The organism is Aster yellows witches'-broom phytoplasma AYWB (assembly GCF_000012225.1).
Lineage (GTDB): Bacteria > Bacillota_I > Bacilli_A > Acholeplasmatales > Acholeplasmataceae > Phytoplasma.
In genome coordinates this window covers 313,472-331,994 of the sequence record NC_007716.1, presented here as the reverse complement: position 1 = coordinate 331,994, position 18,523 = coordinate 313,472, and the positions used below count along the sequence as shown (strand labels likewise).

The window sequence follows — 18,523 nt, the reverse complement described above, 5'->3', positions numbered from 1 at the left end:
GTAATTTTTATTTGTTTTATTTTTTAAAAAACGATTTGAAACAAAAAATTTTGATTTATAGGATCTTTTCCTGATCAACTATTAGGTGGTATTTATTGTGTATAATCATTCATTTAAACATTTTATCAAAAAAAAAGGTTTTTGCAAAAAATATTTTCAAAATCCTCAAGTAAAAAAAATATCAGTTTGCCAAAAAAAACCAAAATGGGTTTTACAAATCACATTTAAACATTTGCCTTTTATTTGTGATTTAGAATTTTTTTTAGAACAATTACTCCAAGAATTAACTATTTTATGGAAAAAACAAGATGAAAACAAACCTAATTTACCCCAAATTGAATACCACATCGATTTTGAAAATTGGGATTATCTAGAATCTTTGGCAGAAAGTTATTTTAAATATATTATAACCCAAGCCAGTTTTAAAAAAAAATATCATGATTTAGATTATTTTGCAATTCAAAATCACCAAGTAAATTTTCAAAATGGCAAATTTATCATTTTTGTAAATCCTAATGCATTTAAATGTTTAAACAAAAAAATAGGAATTCTTAAAGATTTTTTTTCTAAATTTTATGGTTTTAAAAATGAATTTATCTTATCAACAGATAGAAAAATTGATATAAATAGAAAAAAATCCACAAATATTGAAATCGAAGAGTCGCAACAAAATCCAAATAATCAAACCAACTCCAACGAACAAAATCAAGAAAAAAATCTAAATAACAAAGAAAACCAAACTTATCAAACAGAACAAACAAAACAAGTAAAAACAACACCCCAACAAAAAAAATATAATTATAATAAAGGAGCTTATAATAGCAATTCTAAAATGACAACTAAAAAAACAAAAATAAAAGACCTTCCTAAAAATAAACAAGAGCTTGAAGAATTAAAATGCCAAAACCCCAATACTTATGTAATTGTTGAAGGTTTTTTAGCTCACCCTATTAAAGAAATTAATTTTCAGTATTCTTATTTAAAATTTGTTATAGAAGAAAACAGCAATGATTTTTCTATCGAAAATAAAGATGCTATTTTAATTCAAAAAAAAGTTTCCAAAGATGAAAAAGAACAATTTTTAAAATCCAATTACCAAACTGGACAATTATTTAGAATCACAGCTCGAATTAATTATAGTGCTTGGGACGATGTTCATTTAATTATGGAAAAATACGAAACCTTAGAATCAGATTCAATTTCGCCTTCATTAATCCGCAAAGACTTGGGTTTTCGAGGCAAAAAAAGAATTGAATTTCACACTCATACTAAAATGTCTAATTTAGACGCCATTAACAGCGCCAAAGAATATTTACAAATAGCAGAATCATGGGGACACGAAGCGATCGCTTTTACAGATCATGACGGCATTTATGCTTATCCTGAAATTAACCAACATTCCAAAAATAAAAAAATCAAACCTATTTATGGAGTGGAAGTTGATTTTATTGAAGAAAAACCTATTTATATCACCAATCAAAAAGAAGATAATTTAGAAAAAGATTTTGTTTTAAAAGAAGCTACTTATGTGGTTTTTGACTTGGAAACTACTGGATTATCTAATGTTCGTGACAAAATTATTGAAATCGCTGGAATAAAAATCAAAAACGGAAATAAAATAGGCGAGTTCCAAAAATTTATTGACCCGCAACAAAAACTAACCAAAACTATCACAAATATTACCAATATTACGGATGAAATGCTTCAAGGACAACAAACAATTGACCAAGTTTTGCCACAATTTTTAGCTTTTGCCAAAGACTGTGTTTTGGTGGCTCACAACGCTTCTTTTGATGTTGATTTTTTAAAAGAAAAAGCAAAAGAACTAAAAATATCTTTAGAACCAAAACCTATTATTGATACCATGGCATTGTCTCAACGTTATTTCAGCAATTTATTAAAATATTTTTCTTTAAAAAGATTAGCAACTGTTTTCAAAGTCAAATTAGAAGACCATCACCGTGCACTTGCGGATGCCACTGCCACATCAGAAATTTTTATCAAAATGATTGATCAATTAGCAGATCCAACCAAAGATCCCAAAAACGAACAAGTAATTAATTTTTTTGAATTACAAGAAAAAATTGATCACAAATACGAAAGACCTTATCACATCAATATTTTAGTGGCTAACCAAACGGGTTATCGCAATCTTTTTGAACTTTTAAGCAACGCTTTAACTAAAGATTTTAACAAAAGACCTCGTGTTTTAAAATCTAATTTAGCAAATTTAAGACAAGGTCTTTTAGTAGGTAGTGGTTGCATGAATAGCAATATTTTTGAAATAGCTCTCAATCAAAATATTTTCAAATTACAAAGAGCTATTTCTTTTTATGATTACATCGAAGTACAACCTCCACAAGCTTATAAACATTTAATTCATGATTTAGGTAAAAACGGGATTCAAATAATTGAAACTACTCTCAAAACAATCATAACAGAAGCCCAAAAACAAGCAAAAATAGTAATTGCCACCGGAGACGTTCATTATATTCATCCTTGGGAAAAAGATTATCGTGAAATTTATATTAGTGCCAAAATGGTAGGAGGCGGCTTACACAAATTATCTAGATACGAAAATAAAAACTTACCAGAAAACCACCTTTTAACTACCCAAGAAATGATAGATGCATTTGCTTTTTTACACGATGAAAACTTGATTTATAAAATTGTAATTTCAAATACTCATTTGCTTAATTCCAAAATTGAAAAAATAAAATCTTTTTCTTCGGAACTATTTTCTTTCAAAGATGATGCTTTCAAAAAAAACTTACAAATACCAAGCATTAAAGAAGAAATTAAACGTTTAGTTGATGCAAAAGTTAAACAAATGTACGGTTCACCCCCCCACCCTTTAATTAAAAAAAGATTGGATCAAGAGTTAAAAAGCATTATCGGAGAGACAAAAAACGAAAAAACTAATCAAAATATTGCTCCTGTTTATTATTTATCACATTTATTAGTTAAAAATTCTTTGGCAAAAGGTTATTTAGTAGGATCACGTGGTTCAATTGGTTCTTCTTTAGTGGCGACTATGTTAGAAATTACCGAAGTAAATCCGTTAAAACCGCATTATTATTGCCCTCAATGCAACTACACTATTGTCCAATTAAAAAAACCCCAAGAAAAAGAACAATATTACAAACCAGAAGAGGAAAAATACCACAAAGAGCTTGATAATGTTTTTTCGGGATATGATTTGCCAAACATGCCTTGCCCCAAATGCAACGCCCAATTCAAAAAAAACGGCCATGATATTCCTTTTGAAACTTTTCTAGGCTTTGAAGGCAATAAAACTCCTGATATTGATCTAAATTTTGCAGGCGATTACCAAAGCCAAGCCCACAATTACATTAAAGAATTATTAGGAGAAAAGCACGCTTTTAGAGCAGGAACCATCCAGACTGTTGCACAAAGAAACGCTTATGGTTATACAATGGGTTTCGTAGAAGAAAAACAAAAACAATGGCGTAAACAAAAAGTAGCCCAAATTGCCAACAAAATCCAAGGGGTTAAACGTTCTAATGGCCAGCATCCAGGAGGAATTGTTGTTGTACCGCCTGATCGAAGCATTTATGAAGTAACTCCTGTCCAATATCCAGCTAATGACACCAATTGGAAAACTACTCATTTTGATTATCACTCTTTTGAGCAAAATCTTTTTAAATTAGATATTTTAGGACACGATGATCCTATGATGATTAAATTTTTGATGGATTATGTTAAAGAAAATTCAGGGAATTTCCCTTTTACAAGAGCCCAAGATATTCCTGTAGATGATCCTGAAGTTTATAAATTGTTTTCCAACGAGTTCAAAATTAATTCTTCTGTAAATTCAGGAAACAAAATAACTATTGATTCTTTGGGTATTCCTGAATTTGGAACTATTTTTGTCAAACAAATGTTAAAAGATTTAACAACAACTAAACAAAATTCACAAAAAAAAGCAATTAAAATTAATTTTGCTGCTTTAGTAAAAATTTCAGGACTTTCACATGGAACTGATGTTTGGAACCAAAACGCCAGAGATGCTATCAACAAAACAGGCGAATTTGAAAAATACAAAAACAAAACTATTTCTTTTGATGATATAATTGGTTGCCGTGATGATATTATGTTACAACTACAAGAAAAAGGGATTGATCCTTTAAAAGCTTTTGATATTATGGAATTTATACGCAAAGGCAAACCCCAAGATGATTTTCAAACATGGAAAAAATACAAACAAGAAATGAAAGACAAAGTAGAAGCTTGGTACATTGATTCTGCAGCTAAAATTAAATATTTATTCCCTAAAGCGCACGCCACTGCTTATGTTATTATGGCTTTGAGGATTGCATGGTTTAAAATGCATGCACCATTAGCTTTTTATAGTGGTTATTTTTCTAAAAGAACAGAACAATTCGACCACCAAACAATGATTAGCAACGATATAAAAATTATTAAAGAAAAGTTAAATAAGCTTGCAGAATTAAAAAAAAGCAAAAAGATCAAAGCCAAAGAAGAAGCTTTAATCAATACTTTAAAAATAGCCGAAGAAATGGTACATCGTGGTTTTAAATTTTTAACTGTTGATTTTAATAAATCAGATGTTAGTGTTTTAAAAATAGAAGATGGTGGATTTTTAAGGATGCCATTGCTTTCGCTTGATGGTCTAGGTTTGATTGCTGCTAATAAAATTGTAGAGGCGCGTCAAGAAAAACCATTTACTAAAGCGGATTTTGCAACTCGTTCTAAAATTAACAAAACTATTTTAGCCAAAGCAAAACAAGAAAATCTTTTAGAATCTTTAGAAGATGAATGAAAATAAAAAAACGAATAATAAATAAATTTGATTCAATCCACAAAAATATTAAAGATGATTTTGCTATAATAAATCATTTTTCAAAAAAATCAAAAAGGAGGTGCTAAAATTGATACCAAATAAAAGATTAGTGTCAGGCATCAAACCAACAGGGGATCTTACTTTAGGAAATTATATTGGAGTTTTGAAACCTTTATTATATTTACAAAAAAACTTAAAAAATTTTGATTTTTATCTTTTTATAGCTGACTTGCATGCCCTTACTTTTTATCAAGAACCTCAAAAACTTAAAAAACAAATCAAAAAAATAGCAGCTCTTTATTTGGCAGCAGGACTTGATCCTGAAAAAATAAATTTGTTTGTTCAATCTGAAGTATCACAACATACTTATTTGTGTTATCTCTTGGAATGCACTTCTTATTTTTCTGAACTACAAAGAATGATTCAATATAAGGAAAAAAACAAAATTAATTCAAAAAATATAAGAACTTCTTTATTTACTTACCCCACATTAATGGCAGCTGATATTTTGATGTATGATGCAAATTTAGTGCCTATCGGAAAAGATCAAAAACAACATTTAGAATTAACTAAAACTTTGGCTACAAGATTTAACAATTTATATGGTAATACTTTTGTTGTTCCGAAACCTTTTTTTAATCCTTTGGGTTCAAAAATAAAATCTTTGCAAAATCCTTTGAAAAAAATGAGTAAAAGTGATACGGAAAATCCAAAAAGCTATATTTTACTTTTAGATGATCCTCAAATAATTAAAATTAAAATTGCCCAAACTGTTACAGATTCCCAAAAAATAATTAAATATGATCCGGAAAATAAATCTGGAATTTCCAATCTTTTAACCATTTATGCTTCTTTAAAGCAAATTAGTATTTTTGAAAGTGAAAAACTTTTTCAAAAAAGTAATTATAAAGATTTTAAAGATAAAATTGGTGAAGAAATAATTAATTTTGTTGTGCCTTTGCAACAAAAATTTTATCAATTAATTAATAGTGCAAAATTGGATGATATTTTAAATAAAGGAGCCCAAAAAGCTTCCTTGATTGCAGAGAAAAAAATCGAACAGGTGCGAAAAAAATTAGGTATTTCGAGATTTTGATTTATATATTTATTAAATAAAAAAGACAACCTTAAAAAGGTTGTCTTTTTTATTTAATAACTTTTTTTATTGTGTGTTTTAATTAATTCTTGTAAAGATTTCCAAGGAAGACTTATACAAGTAACTCTTCCAGGAAAATTAATAAAATGTTTAAATAATAGTAATTCTTTGTCGAGTTGAGTTTCATCATACATTTGATTATTAATCATAGCTAAAAAATGGTTTATTTTTTCTAATATTTTTGAAATTTCTATATTTTTAAAATTTATAGACATCAAACTTGCTGAAGCACAACAAATAGCGCAAGCTTGAGTTTCGTATTTAATATCTATTAATTTTGAATTTAAGATTTTGATTTGTAACGAAATAGAATCACCACAAGAAACATTTTTATTAGTTATGTTTATAAAATCAGGGTCTTGAGAAAGCCCCCAATTTTGAGGTTCTTGATAATGTTTAATAATTAAATCACGATATAATTTATTTATTTCTAACATTTTAATGCCTTGATTTATTTATATTAAATTTGGAGAAGAAAGTTTGCGTTTTTTTTAAGTTTTTAATTAAAATACCAACGTCTTCTTGGTTGTTGTGGATACCTATAGAAACCCTAATTATACTTGTTTGTTTTATTTTTTGAGTAGCTAAAAAGGCACAACATCTACCAGTTCTTACATAAATATTTTCCTGAGATAAAAAAACTTCTGCATCGTGAGCATGAATTTGATTAAAGTTAAAAGTAATGATATTAGAAAAATTTTGGGGATTGTAAATTGTAATATTAGGAATTTGCTTTAATTCTTTCATTATATTTTGATAAATCTTTTTTTCATGTTTTTGGATGTTTTCAAAACCAATTTCTTCCACAAATTCTAAAGCTTTTTTGAAAGCAAGAATTCCTGAAATATTAGGAGTTCCTGATTCGAATTTATTAGGAACTTCGTTGAGTAAAAAATGTTTTAAAGAAAATTCTTTAATTGAAACGCCTCCAAATAAAGTAGGTTGTAATTGTTCTAATAAATGATTTTTACCAAATAAAATCCCTATTCCAAAAGGACCGTATAATTTGTGTGATGAAAATGCTAAAAAATCTACGTCTAAAAATTTAACGTCTATGGGTAGGTGGCTTGATGATTGGGCAGCATCTAAAATAACTAAAATGTTTTTTTGGTGAGCTAAAGTTGTTATTTCTTTAATGGGAGTTTCGTACCCTAGTAAATTAGAAACATGAGTTAAAACAACTATTTTAGTTTTGCTTGTTAAAACCTTAGCAAAATTTTCTACAGTTATTTGATTTTGTTCGTTTAGGGGAACAAAAATTAATTTTGCTTTTTTTAATTTAGCTTGTTTAATCCAAGGAAGCACAGAAGAATTATGTTCTAATTCTGATGTAATGATTTCATCACCTTCTTGAAGGGTTTCTCCTAAATTTTGAGATAATATATTTAAAGAATCAGTAGTTCCTTTGGTAAAAATAATTTCTTCTGGTTTAGCATTAATAAAATTAGCTGTTTTAATTCTTGTTTCGTTAATTAGTAAAGTGTTTTGATTAGTCAAAACTCCAAAAGATTTGGTATTAAGTCCGTTTGTGTTATAAAATCTAGTCAATTCATCTATTACTTTTTGAGGTTTTAAAGAAGTAGCAGCATTATCAAAGTAAACAAGCTTAGGGTTAGTTTTGAAAATCGGGAAAAGACAGCGAAAAGGATTATTTTGCATTTTGGAAACCTCTTAATTTGTTAAAACATATTTTTTTTATAAATAAATTAATAAAATAAATAAAAAGTTATTAATAATTAAAAGACTATTAAAGCGTTATTTTTTTTTCCTTTTTTTAAAAGGATATATTTACCAAATAAAGTGTTTTCTTTTGTTATTATAAAATCAAGGGATTTGATTTTTTGATTAAATAATTTAATTGTGTTGTCTTTGATAAATTCACGAGCTTCGCTTTTAGAAGTTGCCAGTTTTGTTTGAACTAAAGCATCAACTAATAAAATATCTTCTTTTATAGAATGACAAAACAAAGTTTTTTGCAATAAAATAAAATCTTTCTCTTGGAAAGATTCTTTTTTAGCATTAGAAAATAAAATTTGGTTAGTTTTTATACATTCTTGTAAAATATCTGAGGAATGAATTAAATTAATAATGCTTTGGGTGAGAGCTTTTTGAGCTAATCTTTTTTGGGGATTTTCTAAGGTTTTTTTTTCTAATTCCAAAATTCCTTTCTTGGGGATTAAAGTAAGCATTTTTAAATAATTGATTACTTCTTTATCAGAAACATTTAAAAAATATTGATAAATTTCATAAGGTGAAGTCATTAAAGGATTTAACCATAAAACCCTTTTTTCACTTTTTCCAAATTTAGTGCCATCTGAATTTAACAAAAGAGGAGTACTAACTCCTAGGGCATCAGATTTTTTTTCTAATTTTCTAATTATTTCTAGTCCGCTTGTAATATTTCCCCATTGATCAGAACCACCTAATTGTAATCTAACTTTATGATTTTTGTATAAATGATGAAAATCTAAAGATTGCAAAATCATATAAGAAAATTCAGTAAAAGAGATACCAGAAGCAAGCCTTTTGGCTACTACGTGTTTGGAAAGCATATAGTTAATGTTAAAAAATTTTCCGTAGTTTCTGAGAAAAGAAATGATATCTATTTGAGAAAGCCATTGATAATTATTAACAAATTCTACTTGTTTGTTTAACAATATGGTTTTGAGTTGAGATTCAATACTTTTAGCATTTTGCAATGAATTTTCTAAGGATAGTAATTTTCTTTCTTCGGTTTCTTTGGGGTCTCCTATTAAACCCGTAGCCCCACCAACTAAAATAACGGGTAGATGCCCTTGTCTTTGCATTAATAAAATCATTGTTATTTGAATTAAATGACCAACTGTTAAAGAATGAGAAGTAGGATCAAACCCACAGTAAAACTTAACTTGGTTATTGTCTAATAATTCTTTAACTTGTATTTCATTGTTACAATCTTTAATTAAATTACGCCATTTTAATTCTTCATAAAAAGACATTTTATCTTTGTTCTTTAATGCGAGAAGCTTTAGAAGAAAGGTTGCGAACATAATGCAATTTCGCGCGACGAACGATACCGCGACTAACTACTTCTATTTTCTCGTTAGTAGGGGAATGTACTGGGAAAGTTAATTCAATTCCTACACCAGCAAATATTTTTCTTACAGTAAAAGTTTCTGTAACTAATCTTCCTTGACGTTTAATAACTAAACCTTCAAAAATTTGAACCCTTTTGCGGTTTCCTTCATCAATTTTGATCAATACTTTAACTGTATCTCCAGGTTTGAAAAAAGGGACATCTTTAAGTTGATGTTGGTTAACTGATTCTATTAAATTTTGTCCTTTTAATTGAGACATAATTTTGCTCCTTTGTTTAATTCAAACAAATAATTTTTTGCATTATTTTTGTAATTCTTGTTTAATTTCTTTTAAAAGTTTGGTTTGTTCTAAAGTTAATTTTTTATTTTCCAAAAGATCAGGTCTTTTTTGCAAAGTTTTTTTTAAACTTTCTTTTTGGCGCCAAGATCTTATTTTAGCATGGTTTCCAGATAACAAAATAGTAGGTACTACGTGATTAAAATAATTTTGCGGGCGGGTATATTGAGGATATTTAAGCAAGCCTTGTTGATGGGAATCTTCAAGATAAGATTGTTCTTTGATAACTCCTGGAATCAGTCTTGTAATTGCATCAACCAAAACAGTAGCAGCGATTTCTCCTCCTGTCAAAACATAATCACCTATGGAAATTTCTGCATCAATATATTGCAATATTCTTGCATCAACTCCTTCATAATTACCGCATAAAATAATTAAATGAGTTTCTTTTTGGGCAAAATTAGTGGCATGTATTTGATTAAAAATTTGTCCTTGAGGAGATAATAAAATAACTTTACTTTGGGGGGTTTTTATTTTTTGCAGACAATCAAAAAAAGGAGGGAAAGAAAGCAACATTCCAACTCCTCCCCCATAAACACTATCATCTACTTGATTATGTTTATTTGAACTATAAATTCTTAAATCATGAATTTTTATTTGAACTTTTTTTTGTTCTAAAGCTCTTTTAATAATGGAAGTTTCACAAAAACTTTTAAAAAAAGACGGAAAAATAGTTATAATTTCAATAATCATAAAATTTAGTTTTTAACCGTTAAAGGCACTTTCATTTATTTTTGAAATTGAAAAAAAATTATTTTTCAAATTTAGTTTTATTTTTTGCAACAAATTTGCTTTTTTTAAATACTTTTTTGACTGTTTTGGTTGGTTGAGCGCCATTTGATAACCATTTTTGTGCTTTGTTGTGGTCTAATTCAACAATATCTAAAATAGTGTCATAAGTTCCTAAAATTTCTAAAAATTTACCATCTCTAGCATTTTTAGATTCACTTGCAACTACTCTGTAAAAAGGTCTTTTATGCACTCCGAAACGTTGTAAACGCATTTTTATTGCCATAATAAAAACCCACTTTCTATTTTTTTATTAATCGTAAATTAAAAAGTTCATCTTAAATATTATCACATAAAATAACTGAATTGTCAAGTGTTTTTGATAAAAAAGATGGAAAAAATGTTTTTTGATGAATTCTTAAAAAATAAAATCTTTTGGAGATTTTAATTAAGGTGAAAGATATTTCAGTACATTAAAAAATGTTTAAAAATCAATAACAATTAAATAATAAAGGGAGTGATTTTGATGAAAATAGTGTGCTTTGTTGTTTTCAAAAAAAATAAAATATTAAAATCATTCCAAGACAAAGCCAAAAAGAAAAACCAAAACAAGTCTTTGGGGGAAATATTTATTCTTTGGAATGTCTTTTTGTCTTGGCTTTTCCTATAATTATTTTTTTAATATTGGGTTATTGATTAAAAAACTTCAATTAACTTTGTATTTTTTTTTTATTCATGAGAAGAACTAATAGGTATTTTAGTTAAATATCCGTTAATAAATTCGTCGATGTTTCCATCCATTACTTGTTCTAATTGAAAAATTTCTTGATTAGTGCGGTGATCTTTAACCATTTTGTAAGGGTGAAAAACATAACTTCTAATTTGAGAACCCCAACCATTTTCTTTTTGATCACTTTGAAATTTTTTAGCATTTTGTTCTTTTTGTTGTTTTGATGCTAATTGAAATAACTTAGTTTTTAGCATTTGCAAAGCTTTTTCTTTGTTTTTGATCTGACTACGTTCGTTTTGACAACCCACTACTAATCCTGTTGGCAAATGAGTTATTCTTACTGCCGAATCTGTAGTATTTACGTGTTGTCCGCCTGCACCACTACTTCTAAAAACATCGATTTTCAAATCTTCTGTTTTTAAATTAATTTTGATTTCTTCGTTAATTTCCGGTAAAACATCACAAGCTACAAAAGAAGTATGCCTTTTGGAATTAGAATCAAAAGGAGAAATTCTTACCAAGCGATGAACTCCTTTTTCCGCTTTTAGATAACCATAAGCATAAGTTCCTTTAATTAATAAAGTAGCTGATTTAACTCCCGCTCCTTCACCTAGTTGATAATCAAGAATTTCGGTTTTAAAATTCTTTTTTTGAGCGTATTTTTGATACATACGGAAAAGCATTTCGCACCAATCTTGTGATTCAGTACCTCCTGCTCCTGGATGAAATAACAAAATAGCATTATTAATATCATAAGGTTGATTCAAAAAAATTTTAATTTTGAAGTCAAAAACAGATTTAGTAAGGTTTTTTAGTTCTTCTTCTAATAAAGCAGAAGCTTCATTTGGGCTTTCATTTAAGTTAAAAAAAGTTTCTAGATCTAAATAATTTTGTTCTAAAATTTCTAAAGTATTTTTTTTGTCTTGCAAGTCGTTGAATTGTTGGCTTATTGTGACAGCTTTTTTTGGGTTTTGCCAAAAATCTTCTTTTTGCATGGCACAATTTAATTTCTCGATTGTTTGATTAGTTTTTTTTAAATTAAGTGCTTGTTTTAAATCTTGGAGATTTTGGTACAAGTTTTGTAAAATTTGATTAATTTCATATTTTTCCATAAATTAATTCCAAGGTTTTTTAGAAGTTCTTACTTTTCTAGTTCTTCTTTTTTTAGAAGATTCATCATCACTTGAATCATTTTTGAAAAAAACTTTTTGTTTGGGAGGCGTTTGAAAACTATCTGCAAAAGAAAACTTTAAAATGGTAGCAGTAATGTCGTTTGCAATTTTTGTAATCATGTTATTGAATAAAACTTGTCCTTCTTTTTGATATTCAATGAAAGAATCTTGTTGTCCATAACTTACAAATCCAATTCCTTGCCTTAAAGAACTCATGTCATTGATGTGGCGTTGGTAGTAATTATCAATTATTTTTAACGTAATCCATTTAAGACCTTTTGCAAAATATTGAGCTTTTTCAGGGTCTTTTACAAAAAAATCTTTTTGGGATTGTAAAATATCTTTTACTTTTTGAAATGAATATTGTTGAAAAGAATCAAGAGAGTTCGTTTTGGGATTGTTGCATAATTCTTGTACTTCTTCTAAATCAAAGGTTTGTTTAGGGAAAAATTTATTTTCTAAAAAAGTAATTAAAGCTTGAGTTTGACATTTGTTAGGTTTATTGGTAAAATGTGTAAAAATAGCTTTATTAAGGGTCTTTTTCATTAAATCTTGAACGATTTGTTCTACTTTATCACTAACTAAAATTTCTTTTCTTTGGTTATAAATGATTTCTCTTTGAATACGTAAAATATCATCATATTTTAAGAGGTATTTGCGATAGTCAAAATTGGAAGATTCTACTTTTTTTTGTATTTTAGTAAAAAATTTAGTCACCATTTTAGATGAAGTTTTGGTTTCAGAATCGCTTATTTTTTGGAGCAAAGAAATAATTTTTTCTATTCTAGTGCCACCAAATCTTTGGGCAAGTTCGTCTTCGCTAGAAATAAAAAAGCGTGAATAACCAGGATCTCCTTGACGTCCAGCGCGCCCTCTTAATTGATTGTCAATTCTTCGTGATTCATGTCTTTCAGTACCTAAAACAGAAAGTCCGCCTAATTCTTTAACACCTTCGCCTAAACGAATATCAGTTCCACGTCCTGCCATATTAGTAGCAATAGTAACTGCGTTTTTAAGTCCTGCCTTAGCAATAATTTCTGCTTCTTTAGAATGATTTTTGGCATTTAGAATTTCGTGTTTGATTGAATGTTTTTTTAATTTTTTAGAAATAATTTCAGAAACTTCTACTGTAGTTGTCCCAATTAAAATGGGTTGTCCTTTTTTGTGACGAGAAGTTAATTCTTCAATTAAAGCATCGTATTTTTCTTTTAAAGAAACAAAAATAAAATCGGGTTCATCAATTCTTATCATAGGAACATTAGTGGGGATTTCGATAACTTCCATGTTATAAATGTCTCTAAATTCGTCTTCTTCAGTTTTGGCAGTTCCTGTCATCCCTGACAATTTTTGATAAAGACGGAAAAAATTTTGATAAGTAATAGTAGCTCCAATGGAAGTTTCTTTTTTAATTAATAGCCCTTCTTTGGCTTCTAATGCTTGGTGAAGACCATCGCTAAATTGTCGTCCTGGCAAGGCGCGTCCAGTAAATTGATCAATAATTAGAACTTGACCATCTTTGTAATCAACTAAGTAATCTTTGTCTTTGTGCATCGTAAAAGCTGCTTTAAGGGCGTTTTTGACGTGGTGGAGCAAGGAGGCGTGTTCTATGTTGTATAAATTATCAATTTGAAAAAAGTTTTCAGCTTTGGTAATTCCTTCTTCTGTAAGTTCAATTGTTTTAGTTTCTAATTCAATAAGATAATGGCTGTTTTTAAGTGTACGAACAAAACGTTGGGCTTCTTTGTATAAATTTTTAGTTTCTTTGACACTTTGAGAAATAATTAAAGGCGTTCTTGCCTCATCAATTAAAATAGAGTCTACTTCATCAACAATAGCGTAGCTGTAAGGGCGTTTCATTACCAAATTGGAAGCTTCAATTTCCATGTTGTCTCTTAAATAATCAAAACCTAATTCACTGTTAGTAGTGTAGAGAACATCACATAAATAGGCTTGTTGTTTTTGTGTTTGGTCTTTGTCTTTGGTATTAAGTCCTACTGTCATTCCCAAAAAGCGAAAAACATCACCGATGCTACCTTCAAATTCTCTTTTAGCTAGGTATTCGTTGACTGTAACAATGTGAACGGCGTTACCACTTAAAGCATTAAGATAAGCAGGCATGATGGCAGTAAGGGTTTTTCCTTCTCCAGTTTTCATCTCGGCAATATTTCCTTGGTGCAAAATTACAGCGCCCAAAATTTGAACGTAATAAGGAGTAAGTCCTGTTACTCTTTTGGTAGCTTCTTTGGCAAGAGCATAGGCTTCGGGGAGCAGTTGGTTAAGGGTTTTCCCTTCTTGAAAGAGTTTTTTTAATTCTGCGGTTTTTGTAGCAAAATCTTTGTCATCTAATAAAGCTATTTGGGCTTCTAAATTTTGTACTTTATTAGCTATAGTTCTAGCTTTTCTTAAAGCTTTTTTGGAAGAATTAAATATTTTTTTTAAAAAATTAAACATAACCGTTTTAATCCTTTATATTTTTAGTTTTTGAATTTGTAATTTTTGGGTTGTTAATTTGTATTTAATAATTCTTGCTTTGGTTCAATATTAAAAAATGAAAATAAAAAATGAAAACGCAATGAAAATAAAATAATGTTAATTTTTATCAAAAACCTGAGTGAAAAAACAAAAATTAACAATTTTAGGAAAAAATGAAAATAATTGGGCAATATTTTGGGTAGCAAAAGCCCTTATTTATAATCCAATTATTATTTATTTTAACATATATTTATTAATTTGTGGACATCATTTAATTATTTTTTGCTGTTTGTGGATTTGGTGGTGTTGTTTGAAAAAACAAAAAGTGCGCGATGAGAAAATGCAAAAAAAGACTACCGCCATTAGATAGTCTTTTTAGTTAAAACAATTTATTTTGTGATTTTAAAAATTGCTTTAAAAATTTGAACAATAAATGCTACCTAGATAATTTTTAAATAATTTGGAATGTGTTTTAATTTTTTTCTTAGAAAAAACATTTTGCCTGACAAAATTTGGTTTTGTATGTTTTAGGTTGGTTTTGGTTTTTGTGTTGTAAAAAATCTTTTAAAAAGGTTTTGTCAATTTCCATCATAGCATCAATTGGCAAAGAGGCCTCATCAAACCATTTTAGTTCGGCAACTTCATCATCTTGTGGACTTAATTTTCCTTGTGTTTTAGTTACTAAAAAAGCCATAACAACTGGATAGACAACATCTCCGTTAGGATAATTGATAACAAAATGTTTTCCACAATAGGTACGAAAGGGATGAATTTCTAAAGCTTTAAGACCTGTTTCTTCTTCTAGTTCTCTTGCGCAAACATCAGCTCCAGTTTCTCCTAATTCCATTGCTCCACCATGAAGCCCCCAAACATTAAAATCTTTGCGGAATTGCAATAAATATTTATTATTTTCATAAACAATAACGGAAGCCCCAGGAGAAAATAAAGGGTCTTTTCCAATTTTTTGGCGCAATTTGTTGATATAGTTGCTCATTTAAAAAACCTTTTTCTATTCTTTCTTTTTTAATTTATTTTTTTAATTTTAGCTTTTTTATTTTAATATTGTCAATATTGTCAAAAAGTTATTTTTGAATTAAGGAATAAATACTTTTGGTAAAATTAGTAAAAAGTGTAGATAACATAAATAGCAGGTAAATGAAATTGCAAATAATAAATTTTTTGTAAAAATATTTACAATTATTATTTGTTTTATTATAAATATTTGTTTAATGAATGGTTAATTTTTCGCTAATATTTTTCCTCCCAATATTTTTTAGGATAGTTTTTTTTGTATTTGTTTGAAAGCTTAGTGAAATGGCGCTTTAACAAACAAAATAAAAGATGACAAAACTAAAAAAATTATACTTACTATTTTATTTTAGCATTTTTTTTAATATTATGTTATTTTTTGCTAACTTTTTTTCATTTTTATTGTTGTTTTGTAATTTGAGAAAAAGGTAATTTTTAGTAATTTACTAATTTTAGCTACTAAAAATACTTGATTATTCAAAAATATTGACTTTTATATTAGTTGTGAAAAATGCGAAAATATTATAATAACTCAAAAAGGAATCCCCTCAACAAAAGGGTTTTGTATTATTTCAAACATTTGATTATTATAAAATTATAAATATTATTTATTATAACATTTTTTAAAGAATATTTTTTAGTAGTTTCATCTAAATATTTTTGAGATAAAGTTTTTTAATTAATAATTTACATGCTATTTCATCTAAGGCATCTTTATTATTTTGTAATAAATGTTCTGTTTTTTTGTAAAAAGGTATTAAAATCTTTTTAAGGATAAGGAGAGAATTTATTTAAGTTATGTTTAGCGATATTGTGGTCAGAAACAGAACCTTTTCCTATTTGCAAAGTTTCATTTGATAGTTTTTGGCTAAAATATTTTCAGCATCAGCTCCTCCAAAATTAAGGAGTTTTTCTGTTTTACGAGCAGTTTTTTTAAAACTTTGCTAAAATCAAAGGAAATTAAATATTTCAAGGGATTTTTGTAGGCGATTACTGAGTTTTTTCAAAATATTGTTTCTTTTAAAAAAAATCTTTTTCTTATTACTTATATTATAGCATTAATAATTTCAATAATTTAAAGTTTTTTTAAGTTTTTGTAATTTAAAATATTTTTTAAAATTCTTATTAAGAAAATAATTTTTTGGTTGAATACTAGATAAATTTAAACTAAAAAATAATTAGAATTTTGAACTTGGTTTGGAGTCATATAAGATTTAAACAATAAAGTTAAATTATGTGGAATTTTAATATTTCTTCCATTAATTATTTTTTTAATATTCCATTCAAATATATTAGAAAAATTAAAATTAACAATTGGAAATGAACTTAATTCTATTTCTTTAATTATATCATAAGGGAATAATGCTAAAAAAGATTCTTGAGGACAAGAAAAACATGTACGAGAAAATCCAAACAAATGACGACTATAAAAATCAATTCCTTTATTAGAATTTGATTCAATTTGTTTATCATTTTTAGAAACATATTTACTAATATATGAAACAACTTTATTAACATATTTTTTTTATCAAAAGTGATAAGTACACATAAATAAAAGAAGAAGAAAAATAAAAATCCCCCAGTTGCGCGCTACCCCCTTTTTTAAATAAATATAATCATTCAGAGTTATAATGGTTATGTATATGATATAAAAAAAATGAAAAAATATTTAAATCATGAAAAAAATAGCTAAAATAATAGAAAAAGAGAAACAAAAAAATAAATTATTACAAACTCTAATGAAAAAACCAAAAAACTGATAAAAAACTGTTTTTGAATTAGTTAAACAATTTAATCAAAAACTAAATTTAACAACCATTTTAAAAACTATCAAAACCAAAAGAAGCACTTATTATTATTGGTTGAAAGTCGAAAATAAAATAAAAGCCAAAAAAAGAAAAATACTTATGTACAACAAAATCGCATTAAATCTTTATGTTTGCAAGAAAAATATTTTTGCGGTCATCGTAAAATCACTGATTTATACCAAAAAAACTTTTAACGAAAACATTACCAAGAAAAAAATTTATACTATTATGAAAGAAAACGGTATTTTTTATCGTTTAAGAATTAAAAAAAATAAAATATTATTGTAAAAATAATTTAAAAGCTAAATTAAAAGTGGTAGATAATTTAATTAATCAAGACTTTATATCAACTAAACCCATGAAAAAACTATTTACCGACATAACTTATTTCAAAACTCCCCAAGGATTTTTATATTTTTCTTGTATTATTGATTCTTTCAACAACCAAATTATCGCTTCCCACACTTCCAAACATCAAAATAAAGAATTAGTTTTAAACACCATCCCGACCAAGGCACAGTTTATCAATCACAAAAAGTCCAACAAACACTAACTAAAAAAGGTTTTTTATTAGTATGTCAAGAAAAGCTACTCCACGTGATAACGCCGTAATTGAAAACTTTTTCGGCCAAATGAAAACTATCTTACAACATCAACATCCTTTTTTATTTCAAAAATCACCTGAAAAAGTTAAAAAAATAATCAATTATTTCCCCAAATTTTGGAACAATCAATGGATTTTAGCTAAATTAAATTATTCATCACCTTCTCAATATTGTCAAAATTTTAGATAATAATTTTTTATTTCAAATTTTCAACCTTGAAAAAGGTTACTTTTTGCGCATTTTTTTAATCAAAATAACATAATTACGTAAAAAAATAATTATAATTTCATTTTCTTACCACTTTTTTAACTTTTTTTACCTAACTATATAGTGTAAAGATAAAATATGACAAAAAAATATCTTTTGAAACTAATGAATTATTAAAAGTTTTAGAAACTTTTTGAAATTTTAAAAAAATATTTCCTTAGTTTGAAAAGATATGAAATTATCACTTAATTTTAAGTTTTAAAGAACAATTTTAAAGACAAAAGTTGTCTAAAAAAACGGAACAGCGAAACAACACCTATTATGAACCCTTCTTTAGGAAGTGTGATATTATTTCAAACTTTAAAACCTAAAAAAC

At 27.2% G+C, this 18,523-nt stretch carries 12 protein-coding genes and 1 pseudogene; 3 read left to right on the top strand and 10 right to left on the bottom strand.

Annotation, left to right across the window (positions count from 1 at the left end):
• The first annotated feature begins 97 nt into the window (after positions 1-97).
• Positions 98-4,804 carry a PolC-type DNA polymerase III gene (locus AYWB_RS01530; protein WP_238374425.1) on the top strand — a complete coding sequence of 1,569 codons (4,707 nt, stop codon included), beginning with the start codon at positions 98-100 and terminating at the stop codon, positions 4,802-4,804.
• Positions 4,805-4,916: 112 nt separating this feature from the next.
• The gene (gene trpS, locus AYWB_RS01525; protein ID WP_041640005.1) at positions 4,917-5,921 is read left to right on the top strand and encodes a tryptophan--tRNA ligase; all 1,005 of its coding nucleotides are present in this window, start codon (positions 4,917-4,919) and stop codon (positions 5,919-5,921) included.
• A gap of 53 nt (positions 5,922-5,974) precedes the next feature.
• Here the strand turns inward: trpS and sufU are convergent, their stop codons facing one another.
• The 10 genes from sufU to AYWB_RS04270 form a co-directional block, all read right to left on the bottom strand.
• Positions 5,975-6,418 (bottom strand): Fe-S cluster assembly sulfur transfer protein SufU, encoded by a 444-nt coding sequence (sufU, locus tag AYWB_RS01520; protein ID WP_011412592.1) that lies wholly within the window; start codon positions 6,416-6,418, stop codon positions 5,975-5,977.
• 1 nt (position 6,419) lies between these two features.
• Complete coding sequence (locus AYWB_RS01515; protein ID WP_011412591.1) at positions 6,420-7,640, bottom strand: aminotransferase class V-fold PLP-dependent enzyme; 1,221 nt, start codon at positions 7,638-7,640, stop codon at positions 6,420-6,422.
• Between the two features lie 77 nt (positions 7,641-7,717).
• Positions 7,718-8,959, bottom strand: coding sequence for a tyrosine--tRNA ligase (gene tyrS, locus AYWB_RS01510; RefSeq protein ID WP_041639831.1), 1,242 nt, complete (start codon positions 8,957-8,959; stop codon positions 7,718-7,720).
• 1 nt (position 8,960) lies between these two features.
• Positions 8,961-9,317, bottom strand: a complete 357-nt coding sequence (gene rplS / locus AYWB_RS01505; RefSeq protein ID WP_011412589.1) for a 50S ribosomal protein L19 — start codon at positions 9,315-9,317, stop codon at positions 8,961-8,963.
• A 42-nt stretch (positions 9,318-9,359) separates the two neighbouring features.
• The gene (gene trmD / locus AYWB_RS01500) at positions 9,360-10,088 is read right to left on the bottom strand and encodes a tRNA (guanosine(37)-N1)-methyltransferase TrmD (RefSeq protein ID WP_011412588.1); all 729 of its coding nucleotides are present in this window, start codon (positions 10,086-10,088) and stop codon (positions 9,360-9,362) included.
• A gap of 58 nt (positions 10,089-10,146) precedes the next feature.
• Positions 10,147-10,410 carry a 30S ribosomal protein S16 gene (gene rpsP / locus AYWB_RS01495; RefSeq protein WP_011412587.1) on the bottom strand — a complete coding sequence of 88 codons (264 nt, stop codon included), beginning with the start codon at positions 10,408-10,410 and terminating at the stop codon, positions 10,147-10,149.
• A 443-nt stretch (positions 10,411-10,853) separates the two neighbouring features.
• Entirely contained in the window at positions 10,854-11,966 is a 1,113-nt protein-coding gene (prfB, locus tag AYWB_RS01490) for a peptide chain release factor 2 (protein WP_011412586.1), read from the bottom strand.
• Between the two features lie 3 nt (positions 11,967-11,969).
• Positions 11,970-14,477 carry a preprotein translocase subunit SecA gene (gene secA, locus AYWB_RS01485; protein WP_011412585.1) on the bottom strand — a complete coding sequence of 836 codons (2,508 nt, stop codon included), beginning with the start codon at positions 14,475-14,477 and terminating at the stop codon, positions 11,970-11,972.
• A 505-nt stretch (positions 14,478-14,982) separates the two neighbouring features.
• Positions 14,983-15,492 (bottom strand): NUDIX hydrolase, encoded by a 510-nt coding sequence (locus AYWB_RS01475; protein ID WP_011412583.1) that lies wholly within the window; start codon positions 15,490-15,492, stop codon positions 14,983-14,985.
• Between the two features lie 1,197 nt (positions 15,493-16,689).
• Positions 16,690-16,944, bottom strand: coding sequence for a hypothetical protein (locus AYWB_RS04270; RefSeq protein ID WP_011412582.1), 255 nt, complete (start codon positions 16,942-16,944; stop codon positions 16,690-16,692).
• A 259-nt stretch (positions 16,945-17,203) separates the two neighbouring features.
• Between AYWB_RS04270 and AYWB_RS03675 the strand changes: the two are divergent.
• Positions 17,204-18,129, top strand: a pseudogene (locus tag AYWB_RS03675) (IS3 family transposase).
• The last annotated feature ends 394 nt before the right edge of the window (positions 18,130-18,523 follow it).

What these genes read in the sequence shown, in the direction of transcription:
- sufU (WP_011412592.1), bottom strand. Translation starts at nt 6,418, where the DNA reads ATGTTAGAAATAAATAAATTATATCGTGATTTAATTATTAAACATTAT.
- AYWB_RS01515 (WP_011412591.1), bottom strand. Translation starts at nt 7,640, where the DNA reads ATGCAAAATAATCCTTTTCGCTGTCTTTTCCCGATTTTCAAAACTAAC.
- tyrS (WP_041639831.1), bottom strand. Translation starts at nt 8,959, where the DNA reads ATGTCTTTTTATGAAGAATTAAAATGGCGTAATTTAATTAAAGATTGT.
- rplS (WP_011412589.1), bottom strand. Translation starts at nt 9,317, where the DNA reads ATGTCTCAATTAAAAGGACAAAATTTAATAGAATCAGTTAACCAACAT.
- trmD (WP_011412588.1), bottom strand. Translation starts at nt 10,088, where the DNA reads ATGATTATTGAAATTATAACTATTTTTCCGTCTTTTTTTAAAAGTTTT.
- rpsP (WP_011412587.1), bottom strand. Translation starts at nt 10,410, where the DNA reads ATGGCAATAAAAATGCGTTTACAACGTTTCGGAGTGCATAAAAGACCT.
- prfB (WP_011412586.1), bottom strand. Translation starts at nt 11,966, where the DNA reads ATGGAAAAATATGAAATTAATCAAATTTTACAAAACTTGTACCAAAAT.
- secA (WP_011412585.1), bottom strand. Translation starts at nt 14,477, where the DNA reads ATGTTTAATTTTTTAAAAAAAATATTTAATTCTTCCAAAAAAGCTTTA.
- AYWB_RS01475 (WP_011412583.1), bottom strand. Translation starts at nt 15,492, where the DNA reads ATGAGCAACTATATCAACAAATTGCGCCAAAAAATTGGAAAAGACCCT.